We start from the raw sequence: 17,868 nt of genomic DNA on the forward strand, positions 1-17,868 counted from the left end.
ACGAAGCACATTTGATCAATACGCGGAATGTCGATCTAGTCCAACATCATGCAATACCGTGGTCGAGATTTCCTCGATCGACTTGGTGGTGGTTGAGAGCATAGGGATGGACTCTCTGCGCATCAGGCGTTCTGCTTCTGCAACTTCGTGACGACATTGGGGGAGTGAAGCATAAAGACTGTCAGGACGTCGCTCTTGGCGAACTTCCATCAGGCGTTCTGGTTGAATCGTGAGCCCAAAGAGCTTTGTTCGAAAGGGCATCAACGTTGAGGGAAGAGCACCTCGGTCAAAATCCTCTGGAATCAATGGAAAATTAGCGGCCTTGACCCCATATTGCATCGCCAGGTAGAGGCTTGTTGGTGTTTTCCCACAGCGAGAGACACCGATCAAGATCACGTCAGCCTGAGCGAGTCCAGACACAAATTGCCCATCATCATGTGCCAGGCTGAAGTTGATGGCTTCGATGCGATTTCTGTATTGCATCGAGCTAGCGGCTTTGTGGGATTTACCGATCGAATGGCTCGATTTCATACCTAGATTGTGTTCGAGGGGCTCTACAAAGGCACCAAACAAATCTAAAAACAAAGCATTGGCGAGTTTGACCCGTCCTAACACATCAGGATTGACGAGTGTTGTAAAGACAATCGGGGCAGTTCCTTGATCTGCGGCGCAGCGATTAATACGCTGCACCACGGTATCTGCCTTTTCAACAGAGTCAATAAATGGCACTCGAACCTGTCTAAACGTCACTGACTCAAACTGGGATAGGACGGAGTGACTAAAGGTTTCTGCAGTGATACCCGTTCCATCTGAAATAATGAAAACAGTCCGTTCAGTTGCACTCATATTCATTTCAGAAGGTCCAAAGTCAGAGTCTTGAGTAGTATAATGCAGTGCAACATGAGCTCGTTAGATTGTCACCCAAAAACGGCCAAGGCCAGTTTGGTGAGTACCCGTAAGCACTCGTAAGCACTCGTAAACACCCGTAAACACTCGCATGCACGCATTTTTGTAACATTGCTGCGAGACGAAACGCTGACTGTTCTCACCAAACTCGCTTTCTCACATTGTAAAAGGGTGACTTTCATGTCATATGTCGTGTCTTTTGAGCAGCTCCGTATGACGGATGTTGACTCTGTTGGAGGAAAGAACGCCTCTTTAGGCGAAATGATTAGCCAGCTTTCAGATGCTGGAGTTCGTGTACCTGGTGGCTTTGCCACCACTGCGCAGGCCTTCCGTGACTTTCTGTCCGGAACAGGTCTTGACGTCCGTATTGCTGAGCGCCTTTCTACGCTCAATCCCGAGGATGTTCGCGAACTTGCTTTGGCAGGAGGGCAGATTCGTCAGTGGATTGTTGAGGCACCTTTGCCAGATCAGTTGCACTCAGATATTAAAAAAGCGTTTGCCTTGCTTGATGCAGAGGGCAACGGTTCTTTTGCCGTGCGTTCTTCAGCCACAGCTGAAGACTTACCCGATGCCTCTTTTGCGGGTCAACAAGAAACTTTTCTAAATGTTGTCGGCTTTGACGACATCATTGACAAGATTCGTCATGTTTTTGCATCGCTCTATAACGACCGTGCGATTTCCTATCGTGTTCACAAGGGGTATGCCCATGCGGATGTCGCACTTTCCGCCGGCATTCAACGCATGGTTCGCTCTGACAAGGGCAGCGCGGGTGTGATGTTTACCCTCGACACCGAGTCAGGTTTCGAGGATGTCGTTTTTATCACTTCTTCTTACGGCTTAGGTGAAACAGTCGTACAGGGTGCGGTCAATCCTGATGAGTTTTACGTCTTTAAGCCGACGCTTGCATCGGGACATTATCCAATTGTCAATCGGCGTATCGGCTCCAAATTGATCAAAATGGAATTTGATCCCACGCGAGCCATGGGACTGGCGGTTCGCACCGTGGACGTGCCTGTCTCTGAACGCAATCGCTTTTCGCTCACTGATGATGAAGTCAACGAACTCGCGCGTTACGCAGTCATTATTGAAAAGCACTATCAGCGCCCCATGGATATTGAATGGGGACGAGATGGCGTCGATGGCAAAATCTATATCCTCCAAGCACGCCCTGAGACGGTCAAGTCACAGCAAGGTCACAGTGATATCCAACAACGCTACAAGTTAAAAGCAACGGGGAAAGTGATCGTGACGGGTCGCGCGATTGGTCAGAAGATCGGCTCAGGCCCCGTCCGTATTGTCAGCGATCTTTCTGAAATGGACAAGGTGCAGGCCGGGGATGTATTGGTCACAGATATGACGGATCCCAATTGGGAACCCGTGATGAAACGTGCATCGGCCATCGTGACGAATCGAGGTGGTCGCACTTGTCATGCCGCCATCATTGCGCGTGAGCTTGGCATACCTGCTGTCGTAGGCTGCGCGGATGCAACCGATCGCTTAAAAGAAGATCAGCAAGTCACCGTTTCATGCGCAGAAGGTGACGAGGGCAGAATCTACGATGGATTGATCGAGACTGAAATCGAAGAGGTTCGACGCGGTGCGATGCCCGATGTAGGCCTCAAAGTGATGATGAATGTCGGCAACCCACAATTAGCCTTTGATTTTTCTCAGATCCCTAACCACGGTGTGGGTCTAGCTCGTCTTGAGTTCATTATCAATAACAATATTGGTATCCATCCAAAAGCCGTGCTGGACTATCCAAACGTCGATGCTGAGCTCAAAATCGCAGTCGAGTCGGCGGCTCGTGGCCACTCCAGCCCACGCGCTTTTTTTGTTGACAAACTTGCGGATGGCATCGCGACGATTGGTGCTGCGTTTTATCCCAAGCCCGTCATTGTTAGATTGTCTGATTTCAAGTCGAATGAATATCGAAAGCTTGTAGGCGGTTCACGCTATGAGCCCGAAGAAGAGAATCCAATGTTGGGTTTTCGCGGTGCCTCACGCTATATTTCCGCAGACTTTGCGGAGTGTTTCAAAATGGAGTGTGAAGCGCTAAAGCGCGTGCGCCAAGAGATGGGGCTCACGAACGTCGAAATCATGGTGCCTTTTGTTCGAACCGTTAAACAAGCCGAACGTGTGATTCAGCTCTTGGCTTCTCACGGTTTGGTGCGGGGTCAACATGGCTTGCGCATCATTATGATGTGTGAGGTTCCCTCAAACGCAATCTTGGCTGAACAGTTTCTCGAGCATTTTGATGGATTTTCGATCGGTTCGAACGATATGACACAACTGACGTTGGGACTGGATCGTGACTCTGGAATGGAGTTACTCGCCCTTGACTTTGACGAACGTGATGAAGCTGTCAAATTCATGCTCCGGCGTGCGATTCAGGCGTGTTTGAAGGCAGGCAAATATGTCGGCATTTGTGGTCAAGGACCTAGCGACTATGCAGATTTTGCGATCTGGCTAAAAAACGAAGGCATTTTGTCTATGTCGCTCAATCCAGATACCGTTGTCGACACTTGGAAAAAGCTTGCGGAATAGTCGAGTCTAAAAAATGATTGGGCCCCCTCTATCAAGAAGGGGCCTAGCTATCTATAGGCGGTGCAATCTATGAGTCTCTTGTTTTCGTGTCGTGTTTCATCAGACGCTCTTTTTCACGAGCCCAGTCTTTTTCTTGGGCTGCATCGCGCTTATCATGGAGTTTTTTACCTTTTCCAAGTCCGAAGTCGAGCTTGATACGACCGTTCTTAAAATGTAAATTGATAGGAACAAGTGCAAAGCCTCGTTGTTCTACTTTGCCAATCAACTTGCTGATTTCTTCGGCTTTGAGCAAAAGCTTTCGTGTCCGCATTGCATCCGGATGGATGTGTGTGGAGGCAGAATGTAAAGGACTGATGTGCATACCCAGCAACCAAAGTGCGCCATCAAGAACCACAACATAGCTTTCTTTGAGTTGGGCTCTACCCGCACGAATAGCTTTGACTTCCCAGCCCTGAAGCACGAGACCTGCTTCAAAGCGCTCTTCGATGGTGTAGTCGTGAAAAGCCTTCCGGTTTTCAATAATACTCATAAGATCCCTGCGTCACTGACGCATATGCAACAAAAACAACCGGTATTGGATGACCGACAAACTAAACTGTCTCTAAACACTCAATCATAACGAAAAATCGTTAAAATTCTGGTTACTAAATTTTTCAAAAAATTACAGACGTTAAGCTCCAGCTTTCAGGCGCTCAGCGATAAAGTCGATATCGGGCTGTTATGGTTTTTTCCTCGCTGGTCTTTTTATATCTGTTTTTGCCGGTCTGCCTCATTATCTACTATTTGATAGGCTCAAAGATCGGTCGACGCACGGAACATGGCGGTTTAGCAGATCACAGCTATGCCACCCAGGCTCAAAATCTGATCTTAGTGGCGTCCAGTTTCTTTTTTTACGGCTGGGGAGAACCGATATGGGTGGTTCTACTCATACTGAGCTCCTCTGTAGGTTGGCTCGTTGGACTTTGGTTAGAACGTTGCAAAACAGTTTTTGGAAAAAAAATCGCCGTTACATTCGCTATCTTGGCGAACTTAGGTTTGCTGGCCATTTTCAAGTACAGCGACTTTATTGTTGAAAATATTAATTATGCTTTTATTACTGGGCTTGATAACCCCGGGTTCGCATTACCCATCGGCATCTCTTTTTATAGCTTTCAAATTCTCTCATATGTTGTCGATGTTTATCGAGGCGAGGTCAGGGCGCAAAGAAAATTTCTAGATTTTCTTTTATATGTCAGCCTCTTTCATCAGCTTGTCGCAGGTCCGATCGTGCGTTATGTGCACATCGCCAATGAAATTAATCACCGCGTCCATACCTGGAGCGACTTCAGTCTCGGGCTGCATCGTGTATGTGTGGGTCTTTTTAAAAAAGTGTTTATCGCGAACGTAGCTGGGGAATGGGCTCAACGCACGCTTGGGGGTGACTTGTCCACCTTGTCAGTCGCCGATGCTTGGCTTGGACTGGCCATGTTTACGATTCAAATCTATTTTGATTTTTCAGCATATTCCGATATGGCAATTGGTTTGGGAATGATGTTTGGTTTTCACTATAGAGAGAATTTTAACTATCCATACATCGCCAAATCGGTTACGGATTTCTGGCGACGCTGGCATATTTCTCTGGGTACTTTTTTTAGAGACTATGTCTATATCCCTCTGGGAGGGAATCAACGCTGGGGATTACGCAATTTATTCATCGTTTGGGCCCTCACAGGTTTCTGGCATGGCGCAAGTTGGAATTTCATGCTGTGGGGGCTTTACTTTGGCGTATGGATTGCTCTCGAAAGACTATTCATAGAACGCTTACTACAGGCTCTTCCGGTTGCGATCAGTCATTTTTATCTGATGTTTATCGTGACGCTTGGTTGGGCATTGTTTTACTTCACTGACTTGTCACGCCTGACAACTTTTTTGTACATCATTTTTGGTTATACCGATGCAGAGATGACAGGTATCACAACAATGAGTGATTTATCCTCGCATGCACTCTGGCTTGTGTTCGCCGTGCTTTGGTGCATGCCCCTTGGGCAATGGCTTCAAGACAACATCCAGTGGCTTCGCTTCGAGCAATGGCGTCCTAGTACACAATCCATCGTTTTATTGATCGTGGACTCGATATTGCTTGTTTCATCTACAGCGCTTTTGGTGGGTCAAAGCTACAACCCCTTTATCTATTTTAGGTTCTAGCGATGCAAGCAGACTCTAAAATATCATTGAACAAGTATCAGAGTTCGTCTCGGTTTCATGCCTTGATGCTGATCGGCGTTGTCATATGTGTTGGCATTCTTTTTGTATATACATTTCGATTTAATCAGGAAGTATCCCAGTTAGAAAATCGGCGCCTTGCGCAGTGGCCGACTCTTAGCAAGGAAAGCGTATTGAATGGGCAGTTCGCCCAAGGCGTAGAAACCTATGTCGCTGACCATTTTCCTGGACGTGCTTGGCTAACTGAAGTTGCCTTTATGATTCGAACCTATCGTGGTGTTGAACTCAAAAATCGCGTGATTCAAGTTAAAGATATGGAAACCGCTTTCGATAACGTGAGTCAATGGGCCGTCGCTGAAACTGTGCCTGAAACAGTTTCAGAAACTGTTGTTGAAACTGCTCCTGAAACTGTTGTTGAAACTGTTGTTGAAACTGTTATTGAAACCGCTTCTGATATTGCTTTTGATATTGTTCCTGAAGTTGTGCCAGAGGTGATCGCGGTCTCTGAGGTCTCCTCAGAAAGCGATTTTTTTGTTGCAGATGAAAATGAACATGTGGGGATTGTCATTAAGACCAAAGCAGCTCCTCAACAAAAACCTCTTAATGTCGTAGGAGGCGTGCTTTTACATGAGGGACAAGCGCTGTTTATGTTTCAAGGTACAGACCGGGGTGCTCAAGGCTACGCCAATGCGGTGAATACTTGGGTTGAGCTTGTTGCTAAAAAGAGAGCCGGGATGACATCCACCGTTGTCGTGACGCCAACAAGCAGTCATTTCTACTTACCTCCCGCCGCACGCGCGCGCACAACCTCGGAGGAAAAAAATCTGACAGCACTGCGAAATGCTTTATTACCGGAAGTTCGCTTTGCAGATGTCATTAAAGAAATGGAAGGGCATCAAGATCAGTTCTTATTTTATAAATCTGACCACCATTGGACTGGGCTCGGGGCATACTATGCTTATCGCGCCTGGGCTAAAGTGGCAGGTGTGGTCCCCCTAGAACTATCCGACTTTGACAAACGATCTGTGCCAGGTGTAGCAGGCTCTTATTGGAGCTTGACCCAAGCACCAGAGCTACGTCACGCTGACAAGGAATCTTATTATTATGTCCCGAAAACAGTGACCTTTGATGGTACGCAATATACTGGACCACAACAAAAAACACCTGTGCCTCAACCTTTTTTTGCTGAAAAAAGCAGAGGATATATTGTGTTTCTTGGCGGTGATATTCCTCTATTGGCCTCAAATACCAATGCAGGCACCGGAAGAACAGCACTTGTCATCAAAAATTCCTATGGTAATGCTTTCGCACCGTATTTATTACCGCACTTTGATCGTGTCGTCGTCTTAGACTATCGCTATGTTTCTAGAAATATCCAGGATATTGTGGATTCATTTGGTGTGACCGACCTAGTATTTGTTAATGCGACGATTACAGCAAACTCCGGTGCGCACCAAGAGAGGATGCGGCAAGTGGCGCGAGGAAGTTCAACGGCCTGGCTGACCGAGGCGGAAAAGCGCCTCAAGAAACAACAAGAGGATGCTGCTCAATAGCATCAAAGATCGCATTAACAGGAGATTCCGATGTTCAAGAGATTATTGTTTAGCATGACATCCACACACCAAAGGCGTGGCAGGGCTGCGCTGGTTTGCTTGCTTTCCACCTTAAGCTTTACCATGGCCTCTTGCGCTCAATCTGAGCGCGTGACAACAAGTAACTCTGGGCTGACGCAAGGTTCTGACAAAAATACATCTACTCCTGCGCGTCCCACTGGCCCGAGGCCAACGAGCGGCTTGCTTTTTGTACCTGGTGACAGGATTGTTTGGCTTGGCGACAGCATTACCGCTGCCCACACCTATGGTCGTTACGTAGAAACATTTTTTTTACTCAGAAGGCCAGACCTTAACCTGACCTTTATTAATGCCGGTATTGGTGGACACTCTGCACTCAATGGTCTAAATCGCCTGGATCAAGACGTTCTCTCGCATCGACCTACCGTTGTGGTGGTGAACTTTGGCATGAATGATGCGGGATATCCAGCAGGTAGCCCACACGCCGCTTTTATCCAAAATATTGATGCCATCATTGATCGTTTGAGACAAGGTGGCGTCCAGCGTGTGATCTGGGTGGAGCCCACACCCGCACATATCGCTGGTGTCGCTGCACAAGCCAAAATCATAGATAGACAACGACAACTTGAACGACTTGTCAGTGAGATGAGTCGACACAAGGTCTCTGCGGATGTGATCAAGGTTCAATGGCATGAACCGATGAAACAAGCCTTGAATGCTACGGCTACAAAGCCAGACTTTAAGCTGATCCCGGATCGTATTCATCCAAGTGCTGCAGGTCATGCGATCATGGCGGTTGAGTTTCTTCGTCAGATCGGAGCCAATATGGAACCCGCATTGATCGAAAGCACGCTTCGCGATGCCACTCTTGAGACTGAGTTTCATAGGGTCGATAAGGATGCAAAAAAAATAGACAAGATTCGCACCACCATGGATCGAGCAAAAGGAGCGAGCATTGACATCGCAAGCGCGGTGCCACCGGTTCCAATGCTTGCTAGCTCCGAACAGACGAAACTCCTTGGGAATAAGTCTCTCGAGGCACTCAGAGGGATGACTTGGCGCATCAAAGGACTCGAACAAGGGGCCCGTTATCATGTACAGATTGATGGGGTCAACGTGGGGAGTTATAGCGCCACGGAGTTAGGGCGCGGAATCGATCTGATACCAACCGATAGCAATCGCAAGCAACTTTCTGTCGTCGAAAAACGTGAACTTAAAGCCTGCGATCACAAAGATCAATATGTTTTTTTGAATGACTTCGATTGTTTATTTGACATGCTCTATCAAAAAGACCAACTGAGGATGCTGATGCGTCCAGACCGTGTTCGAGATCTTCCAGATTTCGGATCTGTGCGTCTATCGACATATACCGATTTTACAAACACATGGATCGACTCCGCCAGTCAAGCCATTACGCAACGTGCACTTCAAATCCGCCGCACGCCGCATATTCTGTCTCTCGTACCAATACGATGAACTAATCGTCTTTGAGGCTAGGCTTTGGGATGACTAACATCATCCCGGCCTTGAGGGTGATACCCATTGGCAAACCATTCATCTGTCGCGTGCGGTTAGGATCAACCTGCCATTGCTTAGCAAACACTTCGAGAGATTGTGGCTGTTCAACGATGACCGATCGCCAGAGCGAAAGAGGTTGCTCAAATTGCCGATAGTTCTTTTGAAATGCCTCGAAATGTGTGACTGGCAAAAGTAAGAATTGATTTTTGCCTGCAGGAATCAACGGCTTGTTAAAGGAAGGATTCAGGTCGATAAATTCGTCTCGGGAAATTCCTGCTAATTGAGTCACGACACTGATATCAATGGCATGCTTGACTTCAATTTTCTCAAAATAGGGCTTATTTAAAATATCTGGTAATGCGATGTTGTATGCAACCGGATCTTCGATTATTTTCTTTAGTGCAAGCAACTTAGGCACAAATACCATCGTTTCGATTGGCATACTCAAACTAAGATAGTTTGTTGGGAGCTTTCTGCGCTGATTATTTGCAATGGCCAGGCTCATGTTGCCTGGGCCCCAGTTATAGGCAGCTAATGCGAGATGCCAATCTCCGAATTTTTCGTAGAGCTCTTGCACTAAATCTAGAGCCGCCTGCGTTGAACGCACGATATCTCGACGCTCATCCATAAAAGGGGTTTGGGCTAAATTGAGATGTCTTGCCGCAACAGGCATCAACCCCCATAAGCCAGCAGGATTCAGACCTTTGCCTCGACGAATATTGAAGCTGCTTTCCAAAAAAGGTAGGAGCGCGATCTCCGTCGGCATGTTCCTTTTTTTGACTTCTTCTAGGACAAAATACAAATAAGGTCTGGAGAGTTCAAGCGAGTCTTGGAGATGCGTACCGCTCGCAGTGTAGAACTTGATTTGACGCTCGACCATCGGTGAATGAAGCGGAGCCAAAGCAAACCCTTCTTTCATGGGTACCCAAATGCTGACAGCCTGGCGATGAGTCCGCGCGATGCTCTGCGCATCGAAATCGTTCGCGGTGGATTGACTGACATAACCGCAGCCAGACAACATGACACAAAAGAGACAAAGGCTCGACAACAAAGCCTTGGTGGAAAGTCCATACATGAGTTCAGCCCTTATTCAAGCTGAAAGACGCTCCCTAAGATTAACGTCTAACGGTAAAATCCTATCATTCTAGCCAATCGCGACTAACAATGCATTCCGTAGAGCGTTCCGTTTTGGTGCTGCATAGTGCCAGTCAAATGTTTGACCTCGTAGCAGATGTTGAAAAATATCCTCAATTCATGCCCTGGTGTGGCGGCGCTTCTGTGTCTGCCCATGATGCACATGGCATGCAGGCGTCCATCACCATTTCCTTTGCAGGCATCAAGCAAACCTTTACGACCCGTAACAAGCATCAGTACCCAAGCTGCATCGAACTCGAGCTCGTAGATGGTCCATTCTCTGATCTTACGGGGAAATGGGAGTTCATTTCTTTATCACAAGATGCTTGTAAGGTACTGTTTACATTGAAATATCAGTTTTCTAACCGTACCCTTGAAACCTTGGTGGGACCCATTTTTAATCGTATCGCTTCAAGCTTCATCGATTCTTTTACACAGCGCGCTCTCGTTTGTTACGGCGAATGAAAGAGGCAGATACTCTAAGGATGAGCACAGTCACGATCCAAATCATGGTGGTGACCATGCATCAGGGAAACCTTTGGCAACGTTCACTCACCTTGCCAACTGGCGCCAAGATTGAACACTCGCTAAGTGCTTCAGGCTATTTTTGTGACTTTCCAGCCAGATCAATCGAACAGCTCAGCGTCGGTATTTTTGGTAAGCATTTGCCTCTCCACCACCCGCTCGAAGATCATGATCGGGTAGAAATATACGCGCCTTTACGTGTAGACCCGAAAATTGCCAGAAGACGGCGCGCTGCGCATCGGGAAAAAGTTAGAAATATTAAAAAGAAAATGCCCGTTAATGACCTGACTCAATAATTGCTGCTTTGACAGGTCATTCAGGATCAGAAGAACGTGAGGAGATAAGGATGGACATAGAACTCAACGAAGAACAGATCGCTTTTGTCCAAGTTGCTAAAGATTTTGCCGTAGGTGTTTTTGCTCCGCAAGCTGCACTTTGGGACGAAAACGAGATATTTCCACGTGAAGCGCTGAGCCAAGCGGGCGCACTTGGCTTTTGTGGTCTCTATGCCTCAACAGAGATTGGCGGGCTCGGGCTCTCACGTTTAGATGCGAGTCTTGTCTTCGAAGAAATGGCGGCCATCGACCCCTCAACGACAGCCTTTTTAACGATCCATAATATGGCCACGTGGATGGTGGGCCAGTGGGGCAGTGAAGAGCTGCGCCAAACCTGGGGCCCTTCCTTGTCGACGGGCGAAAAGCTCGCTTCATATTGTCTCACTGAGCCTGGAGCGGGCTCAGATGCTGCTTCTTTACGCACCTCTGCCAAAATCGAACAAGGACGTTACGTACTCAATGGCACCAAAGCTTTTATTTCCGGTGCAGGTGAAACTGATCTCTTAATCGTCATGGCGCGTACCGGTGCCGCGGGTGCGAGTGGTATTTCAGCCTTTGCTGTTCCTAGCAACTCCCCGGGTATCACTTACGGACGCAAAGAACGAAAAATGGGTTGGAACAGCCAAAGCACCCGGTCTGTCACCTTTGAACATGTCAATATTCCTCTTGAGTATCTTTTGGGCCAAGAGGGCGAGGGCTTCAAAATTGCGATGCGAGGCCTTGATGGGGGTCGGATCAATATTGCGACATGCTCAGTCGGTGCTGCACAAGGAGCCATCGAGACAGCTCGACATTACATGCAAAACCGTACGCAATTCAATCAACCTCTCACAAGCTTTCAGGCGCTGCAATTTAAATTTGCGGACATGGTCACCAACACGGTCGCAGCACGACAAATGGTGAGGCTTGCCGCTTGTAAACTCGACGCTGGCGCAGCAGATGCAACAACCTACTGCGCAATGGCAAAACGGTTTGCGACAGACGCAGGCTTTAATGTTTGCTTGGATGCGCAACAATTACTGGGTGGCTATGGCTATCTCAAGGACTACCCAATCGAGAGGCTGGTGCGCGACACACGAGTACACCAGATCCTTGAGGGAACCAATGAGATTATGCGCGTCATCATTGCGCGCCAATACCTAGATAAAAATGGAGAGTTGAAATGACGGCGGGCCTACAAGATTTAGTGTTGATTGAGGAGCTAAGCAGTGTTGGAGGCTGCAACATTGGTATTGCGCAACTGAATGCACCTAAAACACTCAATGGTCTTTCCTTGGAAATGACGCGACAACTGAGTCGTCAATTAGAAACTTGGGCCCAAGACCCAAAGATTGCGCTCGTCATACTCAAAGGTGCCGGTGATAAGGCATTCTGCGCAGGAGGTGATCTTCACTCCTTGCATCACAGCATGAAAGAAAATATCTCAGGGAATCCCGTCGATAACCATTATGCCGCCACTTTTTTTGCTGAAGAGTATGCACTCGACTATCGCATTCACACCTTCGCAAAGCCCATTTTGGTATGGGGAGACGGCATTGTGATGGGAGGTGGAATGGGGCTCATGATGGGTGCAAGCCATCGCATTGTCACGGAAACCACGCGCATGGCGATGCCTGAGATTTCGATTGGGTTGTTTCCGGATGTTGGCGGAACGTGGCTACTGAGTCGAATCCCTGGTCGTGCGGGTTTGTTTCTCGGACTGACTGGCGCTCAACTCGGTGCAAACGATGCTCTTTTTGCAGGTATGGCTGATTATCACCTGAGACGTGACACGCTCAACACGCTTGTAGAAACACTCTGCGCTGAAACTTGGGAACCTGTGGCAGAGTTGAGCGATGCCGCACTCTCAGAGGATCAAAAAAAATCCCTCTCGCGCAATCATGATCGTCTGCATCTTTTAATCTTGCAACACGCCTGTGCGCCTGATCCCTCGATCAAGCCTTTGCAAGAACATTTCGCACTGATTCGTCAATGTTGTGGTGGAACAGATCTCAACAGAATTGCACACAACATTTTGCAGCTCGCGGATCATCAAGATCCATGGCTTCAGCGTGCCGCGAAAACATTCGCGACGGGCTCTCCGGGCTCAGCGCGTCTAACCTTTGCTTTGCTTGAGCACAACCAATTACTCTCGTTAGCTGATGTTTATCGCGTGGAGTGGCTGGCAGGGCTGATGGCTGCTGCACATGGCGACTTTGCTGAAGGCATTCGCGCATTACTGATTGATAAAGACAAACAACCAAAATGGGATCCTCCAACGCTTGCGCAAGCCGATGAGGACTGGGTTAAAAAATTCTTTTCACTTCCTTTCCCTTCTGAACAACATCCTTTGCATCGCCTTGGAGACACTACATGAGCAAAATTGCATTTATCGGTTTGGGCAATATGGGCGGTCCGATGGCCTCTAACTTGTTAAAAGCTGGCCATCAAGTCACCGTCTTTGATCTCGTGGCGAAATCTGTACTGACCTTGACAGAGCAGGGCGCTCATGGCGCCACGTCGGCCGCTCAAGCCGTCGAAAATGCCGAGTTTGTCATCACAATGCTGCCAGCAAGCAAACATGTCGAGGGTCTTTACCTCGGCGACAACGGATTGCTCAAGCACTGTCCACCCACAGCGCTAGTGATCGATTGCAGTACGATCGCTGCCGACAGCGCGCGCCGCGTCGGGCATGCCGCCTCTGAGCTTGGGCTGAGAATGATTGACGCGCCTGTTTCCGGTGGAACGGGAGGAGCGATCGCCGGAACACTCACGTTTATCGTTGGTGGCAATGCTGAGGATCTCGCTCGAGCGCGCCCCCTGCTCGAAAAAATGGGTAAAAATATTTTCCACGCTGGCGCGGCGGGTGCAGGTCAAGTCGCCAAAATTGCAAACAATATGCTGCTTGGCATCGCCATGGCGGGGACCGCTGAGGCGCTTGCACTGGGCGTTGCAAACGGCCTGGACCCAAAGGTACTTTCGGAAATTATTACCAAAAGTACAGGGTGTAACTGGTCAATCGAAAAATACAATCCTTGGCCTGGCGTGCTGGAAAACGTGCCGGCCGCAAAAGGCTACTCGGGTGGGTTTGGTGTGGACTTAATGCTCAAAGACCTCGGGCTTGCTTCAGAAGCCGCGATCAGCACAGGCTCGGTGATCGCGCTAGGTGAGTTGGCCCGAAATCTCTTCGCCCTGCATAGCAGCCAAGGCAATGGTCAGCTAGATTTTTCCAGCATTGTCAACCTCATCAAACGAGAAGACTGAGCGCAACTGTGCACCTCAAGACCCGGATGCTGATTCTCGGGTCGGATAGGGTAGTGCAACGGTTTCTATGACAGGACCATTCGGCGCAGAAGCTCTAAGCTGTTGTCGATCATAGGCATCGAATGATGTTTCGAAGAGCACCCAATGTGTTGTTTCTGTGCTTGTGCCGATCGTTGCAATATTAATCAAGCGACCGCATGCTTGGTCGCTATCACTAGCTTCAAAAATATCTGAACCTGGCAGCAGTGCAAGCTCAGCACTGGTTGTCACCTTACCCAAAGCCATGCGTTTTTTAACGGTACCGCGATAGTGGCTCCGCGCCACAATTTCCTGGCCTGGGTAACAGCCTTTAGTGAAACTCACGCCCTCAATCAACTCGAGGTTGAGTGTCTGAGGGATAAAAAGATCCTGCGTCAGTGACTCAATCCAAGGAAAACCTAACTGTATGTCTTGAGCCTCCCATTGCGCAGTTGAACCTTGTGTCCAATATAAAACAAGCTTGTCACAAGCGATTTGATGTTCTGGTCCTGCTATCCACCACCAACGGGTGGTGGGAACCGCATCTGCGGGAGCACTCATAAGATTAGGGACTGCGATCCAAGTCCCCGTTGAAGTATGAAAAGTTTCCCACGCATTTTGTGGCAGGGGATGCCCGAGTGCGGTCGACAAGGAAGGGATCTCTGCGTGTAAAGCCGCCACTCCGACGACCTCGAGTTCGGCCTGTTTTATAACAACCTTAGAGCGCATCACAAACATCGACAAGCGCTTTAAAACACTCGCTAAGATATCTTGGCGCATCAAGCCACGGACAAGAGGCACCCCATCGGTGCTGGGTGCTTGCCCAATCACCATGGTCGAAAGCAACCGGCCTTGCGCCGTGCAATACCCCGCCAACCGGGATTGACCGATGCCTGGTGCCACAATGTCGTTGGTCAACTGACCCTGCAAAAAAGTCAACGCATCTTGTCCTTTTGCCTCAAAGACACCCAGCATCGCCAAAGGAAAAACGGATACGGAGGCCTGAGTCAACGCAGTTTGACAAGCAGAAGAATGAAGAAACGGATGCATAAGGCCTCGAAGCACGATCACTTTTAAAGAAAACAAACAAGATAAAGCCAATATTAAGGGAGTTGGTTTAGAAAACTCCTCCCTCATATTAAACTGTCACTCTTATGAGCGCCGTGAATAAACTATTCCTGTATGTGGTCTTGCCTTTAATCGTAGCCGTTGCCTTCGCAATGGGTGCGGTCTACTACTGGGTCAACCAACCACTGTCTTTACCTAGCCCAAAAATCGATCTATTGGTGCCCAAAGGGGCCACCCCAGCCAGTATCGCCACTCAGATCAATCAAGCGGGCGTGACCCTCAACCCAGGCGCCTTTGTTCTCATGGCGCGATTGACTGAGTTGGATACGAAAATAAAAGCTGGGGGATACCAGCTTGTTCAGGGCGATAGCCCACTTCGGATACTACGCAGAATGGCGCAAGGTGATGTGACGTCGCGTCAAATCACGCTCGTTGAGGGCTGGAATTTACGGCAAATCCGTGCTGCACTTGCTCAACATACGGATATCAAGCAAAGCATTCAAGGTGTATCAGATAAAGAGCTGCTGACACAAATTAGCCTAGATGCTCCCTTCGCCGAAGGTTTATTTTTTCCGGATACATATATTTTTCCAATTGGTACAACCGATCTTGAGATCCTTCAACGTGCAGCACGCGCCCAGCAACTCATTCTTGACCGAGCTTGGGCTGCTCGACAAGAGGACTTGCCCCTGCGTACTCCCTACCAAGCTCTGATTCTTGCTTCCATTGTTGAAAAAGAGACGGGTAAAGCGTCGGATCGTGCGCGCATTGCCGGTGTTTTTATCAATAGACTGCGTCTGAATATGCCGTTACAAACTGATCCGACGGTGATTTATGGCATGGGAGAAGCATTTGACGGAAGAATTCGTAAAAAAGATCTTCAGACAGATCATGCCTGGAACACGTATACGCGTGGAGGTTTGCCGGTGAGTCCTATTTCTAGCGTTGGCGTCGCATCCCTTCAAGCCGCACTGAACCCAGAAAAACACGATTTTCTTTATTTCGTGTCAAAAGGTGACGGCAATAGCGCGTTTGCACGCACACTCCCCGAGCACAATAAAAATGTGTCGAAATATATCTTAGGTCGCAAACCATGAATCAACATCGTCGCGGCCTTTTTCTCACTTTTGAAGGCGTCGATGGCGCTGGCAAAAGCACCCATGTCGGCTGGGCGGTCGAACAACTTCAAGCCAAAGGCATCAATGTCATCTCAACGCGCGAGCCTGGAGGCACTGCACTTGGGGAAAAACTACGAGCGCTTCTCTTGCATGAACCGATGAGTTTAGAGTGCGAAACACTTCTCATGTTCGCCGCGCGTGCCCAACATCTCCGAGAGGTCATTGAGCCCGCCCTCGCGTCAGGGTCCTGGGTGGTGTGCGACCGCTTTACGGATGCAACCTTTGCCTATCAGGGGGGAGGTCGTGAAATGGGCACAGAACGCATTGCCATACTTGAACAGTGGGTTCATCCACATTTACAACCTGATTGCACTTGGCTTTTTGATGTGCCTCTTGAGATTGCACGAGAGCGGTTAGAGCGTACGCGTGATAAAGACCGGTTCGAACAAGAAGCGGATACTTTTTTCCTTCGCACACGTGCCGTCTATCTCGCTCGAGCCGCCATGCATCCCGAGCGCTTTTTTGTGGTGGATGCTACCGCCTCAATCGATGACATTCGCCTTTCTTTGGCTCAAAAACTTGATGTCTTGGTCGTGCGGAGCGAACAAGTCTGATGCAAGCTCAATTTTTACCTTGGCATACTGATATTGCGCGCGAGTGGCTTGGCGCGAAAGAACGCTTTGCGCATGCATGGCTGATTCATGGTCTCGCTGGGATCGGAAAGCGTCAGTTTGCCTTTGCGGCAGCCGCCTCGCTGCTTTGCGAGTCGACGCGTCAAGGCCTTGCTTGCGGACAGTGTCCAGCTTGTGGTTGGGTTGCCAAAGGCAATCATCCAGACCTTAAACGGATCCGCCCCGAAGCCGTCGCCGTCGAAGAGGGCGTTGAGCTTGGCGTCGAGGACGAGACCGGGACGGTCGAGGAGGTCTCCGCCCCCGAACCCGGAGGTTCGACTAAGCGCGCGCCCTCAAAAGATATTCGTGTTGAGCAAATTCGCGCGCTGGAGCCTTGGTTTAACAATGCGACCCATCGTGGCGGCTGGCGTGTCGCCTTGATTTATCCCGCAGAGTCGCTCACAACAATTTCTGGTAACACTTTACTCAAAGTCCTCGAAGAACCGCCACCTTCAACAATTTTTTTACTGGTGGCCGATGCACCTGATCGACTTTTACCAACACTGTTGTCACGCTGCAGACGTCTGCCTCTGGCGACTCCAAGCGTTGAGTCTGCCCGACAATGGTTAAATGTCAATGGCGTCGCACATTCGGAGGAATGGCTCGCTGCAGCAGGAGGGGCGCCGCTTTTAGCTAAACAGCAATCAGAAAACGAAAGCAGTCCTTGCCCCGATTGGATTGTTGATATTCTGACTTGTTTGGCACAAAATCGCGCTATCGATACGGGTGCGATTGCAGACAAACTCGCTAAATCAAGCCCCAAAACTTGGCTCGATGCACTTCAACGCCTCTCCATTGATCTGAATCTCAGTGCCCATGGGCTGCCATGTCGCTACTATCCCTCTATGCAAAAGCAACTCCAAGCTATCGGATCTCGCGAGCAAACCGTTTCATTGGCTCAGCTGACAACGTGGCTCAACGAGCAAAAGCGCGTGGCGGGTCACCCCCTGAATGCAAAGCTATTTGCCCAGGCGGTCCTGCAGAGACTTTTGCAGTCCTGTCAAGTTTAAGTATC

The 17,868-nt window shown here is 49.0% G+C and carries 16 protein-coding genes; 12 read left to right on the forward strand and 4 right to left on the reverse strand.

The features are described 5' to 3' along the window. Positions 1-15: 15 nt before the first annotated feature. Positions 16-852 carry a posphoenolpyruvate synthetase regulatory kinase/phosphorylase PpsR gene (gene ppsR, locus AC8GE9_RS01145; RefSeq protein WP_506675282.1) on the reverse strand — a complete coding sequence of 279 codons (837 nt, stop codon included), beginning with the start codon at positions 850-852 and terminating at the stop codon, positions 16-18. A gap of 234 nt (positions 853-1,086) precedes the next feature. Here ppsR and ppsA point away from each other — a divergent pair, with 234 nt between their 5' ends. Next, positions 1,087-3,450: a phosphoenolpyruvate synthase gene (gene ppsA / locus AC8GE9_RS01150; RefSeq protein ID WP_506675283.1), complete on the forward strand. Its 2,364-nt coding sequence runs from the start codon at positions 1,087-1,089 to the stop codon at positions 3,448-3,450. A gap of 67 nt (positions 3,451-3,517) precedes the next feature. Here ppsA and smpB read toward each other — a convergent pair whose 3' ends face one another. Further along, positions 3,518-3,979 (reverse strand): SsrA-binding protein SmpB, encoded by a 462-nt coding sequence (gene smpB, locus AC8GE9_RS01155; RefSeq protein WP_506675284.1) that lies wholly within the window; start codon positions 3,977-3,979, stop codon positions 3,518-3,520. 191 nt (positions 3,980-4,170) lie between these two features. Between smpB and AC8GE9_RS01160 the strand changes: the two genes are divergently transcribed. The 3 genes from AC8GE9_RS01160 (at position 4,171) to AC8GE9_RS01170 (ending at position 8,699) form a co-directional block, all read left to right on the forward strand. Next, complete coding sequence (locus AC8GE9_RS01160; RefSeq protein WP_506675285.1) at positions 4,171-5,634, forward strand: MBOAT family O-acyltransferase; 1,464 nt, start codon at positions 4,171-4,173, stop codon at positions 5,632-5,634. Positions 5,635-5,699: 65 nt separating this feature from the next. Further along, positions 5,700-7,205, forward strand: a complete 1,506-nt coding sequence (locus tag AC8GE9_RS01165; protein ID WP_506676291.1) for a DHHW family protein — start codon at positions 5,700-5,702, stop codon at positions 7,203-7,205. A gap of 30 nt (positions 7,206-7,235) precedes the next feature. Beyond that, positions 7,236-8,699 (forward strand): SGNH/GDSL hydrolase family protein, encoded by a 1,464-nt coding sequence (locus AC8GE9_RS01170; RefSeq protein WP_506675286.1) that lies wholly within the window; start codon positions 7,236-7,238, stop codon positions 8,697-8,699. 1 nt (position 8,700) lies between these two features. On the opposite strand, the gene AC8GE9_RS01175 is transcribed toward AC8GE9_RS01170, so the two are convergent. Further along, a complete protein-coding gene (locus tag AC8GE9_RS01175; protein WP_506675287.1) occupies positions 8,701-9,816 on the reverse strand; it encodes a transglycosylase SLT domain-containing protein in 1,116 nt (371 codons plus the stop codon). 89 nt (positions 9,817-9,905) lie between these two features. On the opposite strand from AC8GE9_RS01175, the gene AC8GE9_RS01180 reads away from it, so the two are divergent. From AC8GE9_RS01180 to mmsB, 5 genes are read left to right on the forward strand one after another with little or no spacing between them, the layout of a single operon-like run. Then, the gene (locus AC8GE9_RS01180; protein ID WP_506675288.1) at positions 9,906-10,340 is read left to right on the forward strand and encodes a type II toxin-antitoxin system RatA family toxin; all 435 of its coding nucleotides are present in this window, start codon (positions 9,906-9,908) and stop codon (positions 10,338-10,340) included. Between the two features lie 20 nt (positions 10,341-10,360). Continuing rightward, positions 10,361-10,696 (forward strand): RnfH family protein, encoded by a 336-nt coding sequence (locus AC8GE9_RS01185; RefSeq protein ID WP_506675289.1) that lies wholly within the window; start codon positions 10,361-10,363, stop codon positions 10,694-10,696. 50 nt (positions 10,697-10,746) lie between these two features. Further along, positions 10,747-11,901 (forward strand): acyl-CoA dehydrogenase family protein, encoded by a 1,155-nt coding sequence (locus AC8GE9_RS01190; protein ID WP_506675290.1) that lies wholly within the window; start codon positions 10,747-10,749, stop codon positions 11,899-11,901. Continuing rightward, positions 11,898-13,091, forward strand: coding sequence for an enoyl-CoA hydratase/isomerase family protein (locus AC8GE9_RS01195; RefSeq protein WP_506675291.1), 1,194 nt, complete (start codon positions 11,898-11,900; stop codon positions 13,089-13,091). Before AC8GE9_RS01190 ends, AC8GE9_RS01195 begins: the two co-directional genes overlap by 4 nt. Then, positions 13,088-13,978, forward strand: coding sequence for a 3-hydroxyisobutyrate dehydrogenase (gene mmsB, locus AC8GE9_RS01200; RefSeq protein ID WP_506675292.1), 891 nt, complete (start codon positions 13,088-13,090; stop codon positions 13,976-13,978). Before AC8GE9_RS01195 ends, mmsB begins: the two co-directional genes overlap by 4 nt. A 15-nt stretch (positions 13,979-13,993) precedes the next feature. On the opposite strand, the gene ygfZ is transcribed toward mmsB, so the two are convergent. After that, positions 13,994-15,046: a CAF17-like 4Fe-4S cluster assembly/insertion protein YgfZ gene (gene ygfZ / locus AC8GE9_RS01205; protein ID WP_506675293.1), complete on the reverse strand. Its 1,053-nt coding sequence runs from the start codon at positions 15,044-15,046 to the stop codon at positions 13,994-13,996. 104 nt (positions 15,047-15,150) lie between these two features. On the opposite strand from ygfZ, the gene mltG reads away from it, so the two are divergent. Genes mltG through holB form a run of 3 tightly spaced genes read left to right on the forward strand, consistent with a single transcriptional unit; the run spans position 15,151 to position 17,863 of the window. Further along, entirely contained in the window at positions 15,151-16,161 is a 1,011-nt protein-coding gene (gene mltG / locus AC8GE9_RS01210) for an endolytic transglycosylase MltG (protein WP_506675294.1), read from the forward strand. Then, positions 16,158-16,796: a dTMP kinase gene (gene tmk, locus AC8GE9_RS01215; RefSeq protein ID WP_506675295.1), complete on the forward strand. Its 639-nt coding sequence runs from the start codon at positions 16,158-16,160 to the stop codon at positions 16,794-16,796. The genes mltG and tmk overlap by 4 nt, the downstream gene beginning before the upstream one ends. Next, complete coding sequence (holB, locus tag AC8GE9_RS01220) at positions 16,793-17,863, forward strand: DNA polymerase III subunit delta' (protein ID WP_506676292.1); 1,071 nt, start codon at positions 16,793-16,795, stop codon at positions 17,861-17,863. The genes tmk and holB overlap by 4 nt, the downstream gene beginning before the upstream one ends. Positions 17,864-17,868: the final 5 nt, after the last annotated feature.

This window comes from Zwartia lucis (genome assembly GCF_965234455.1).
GTDB classification, from domain to species: Bacteria; Pseudomonadota; Gammaproteobacteria; order Burkholderiales; family Burkholderiaceae_B; genus Zwartia; species Zwartia lucis.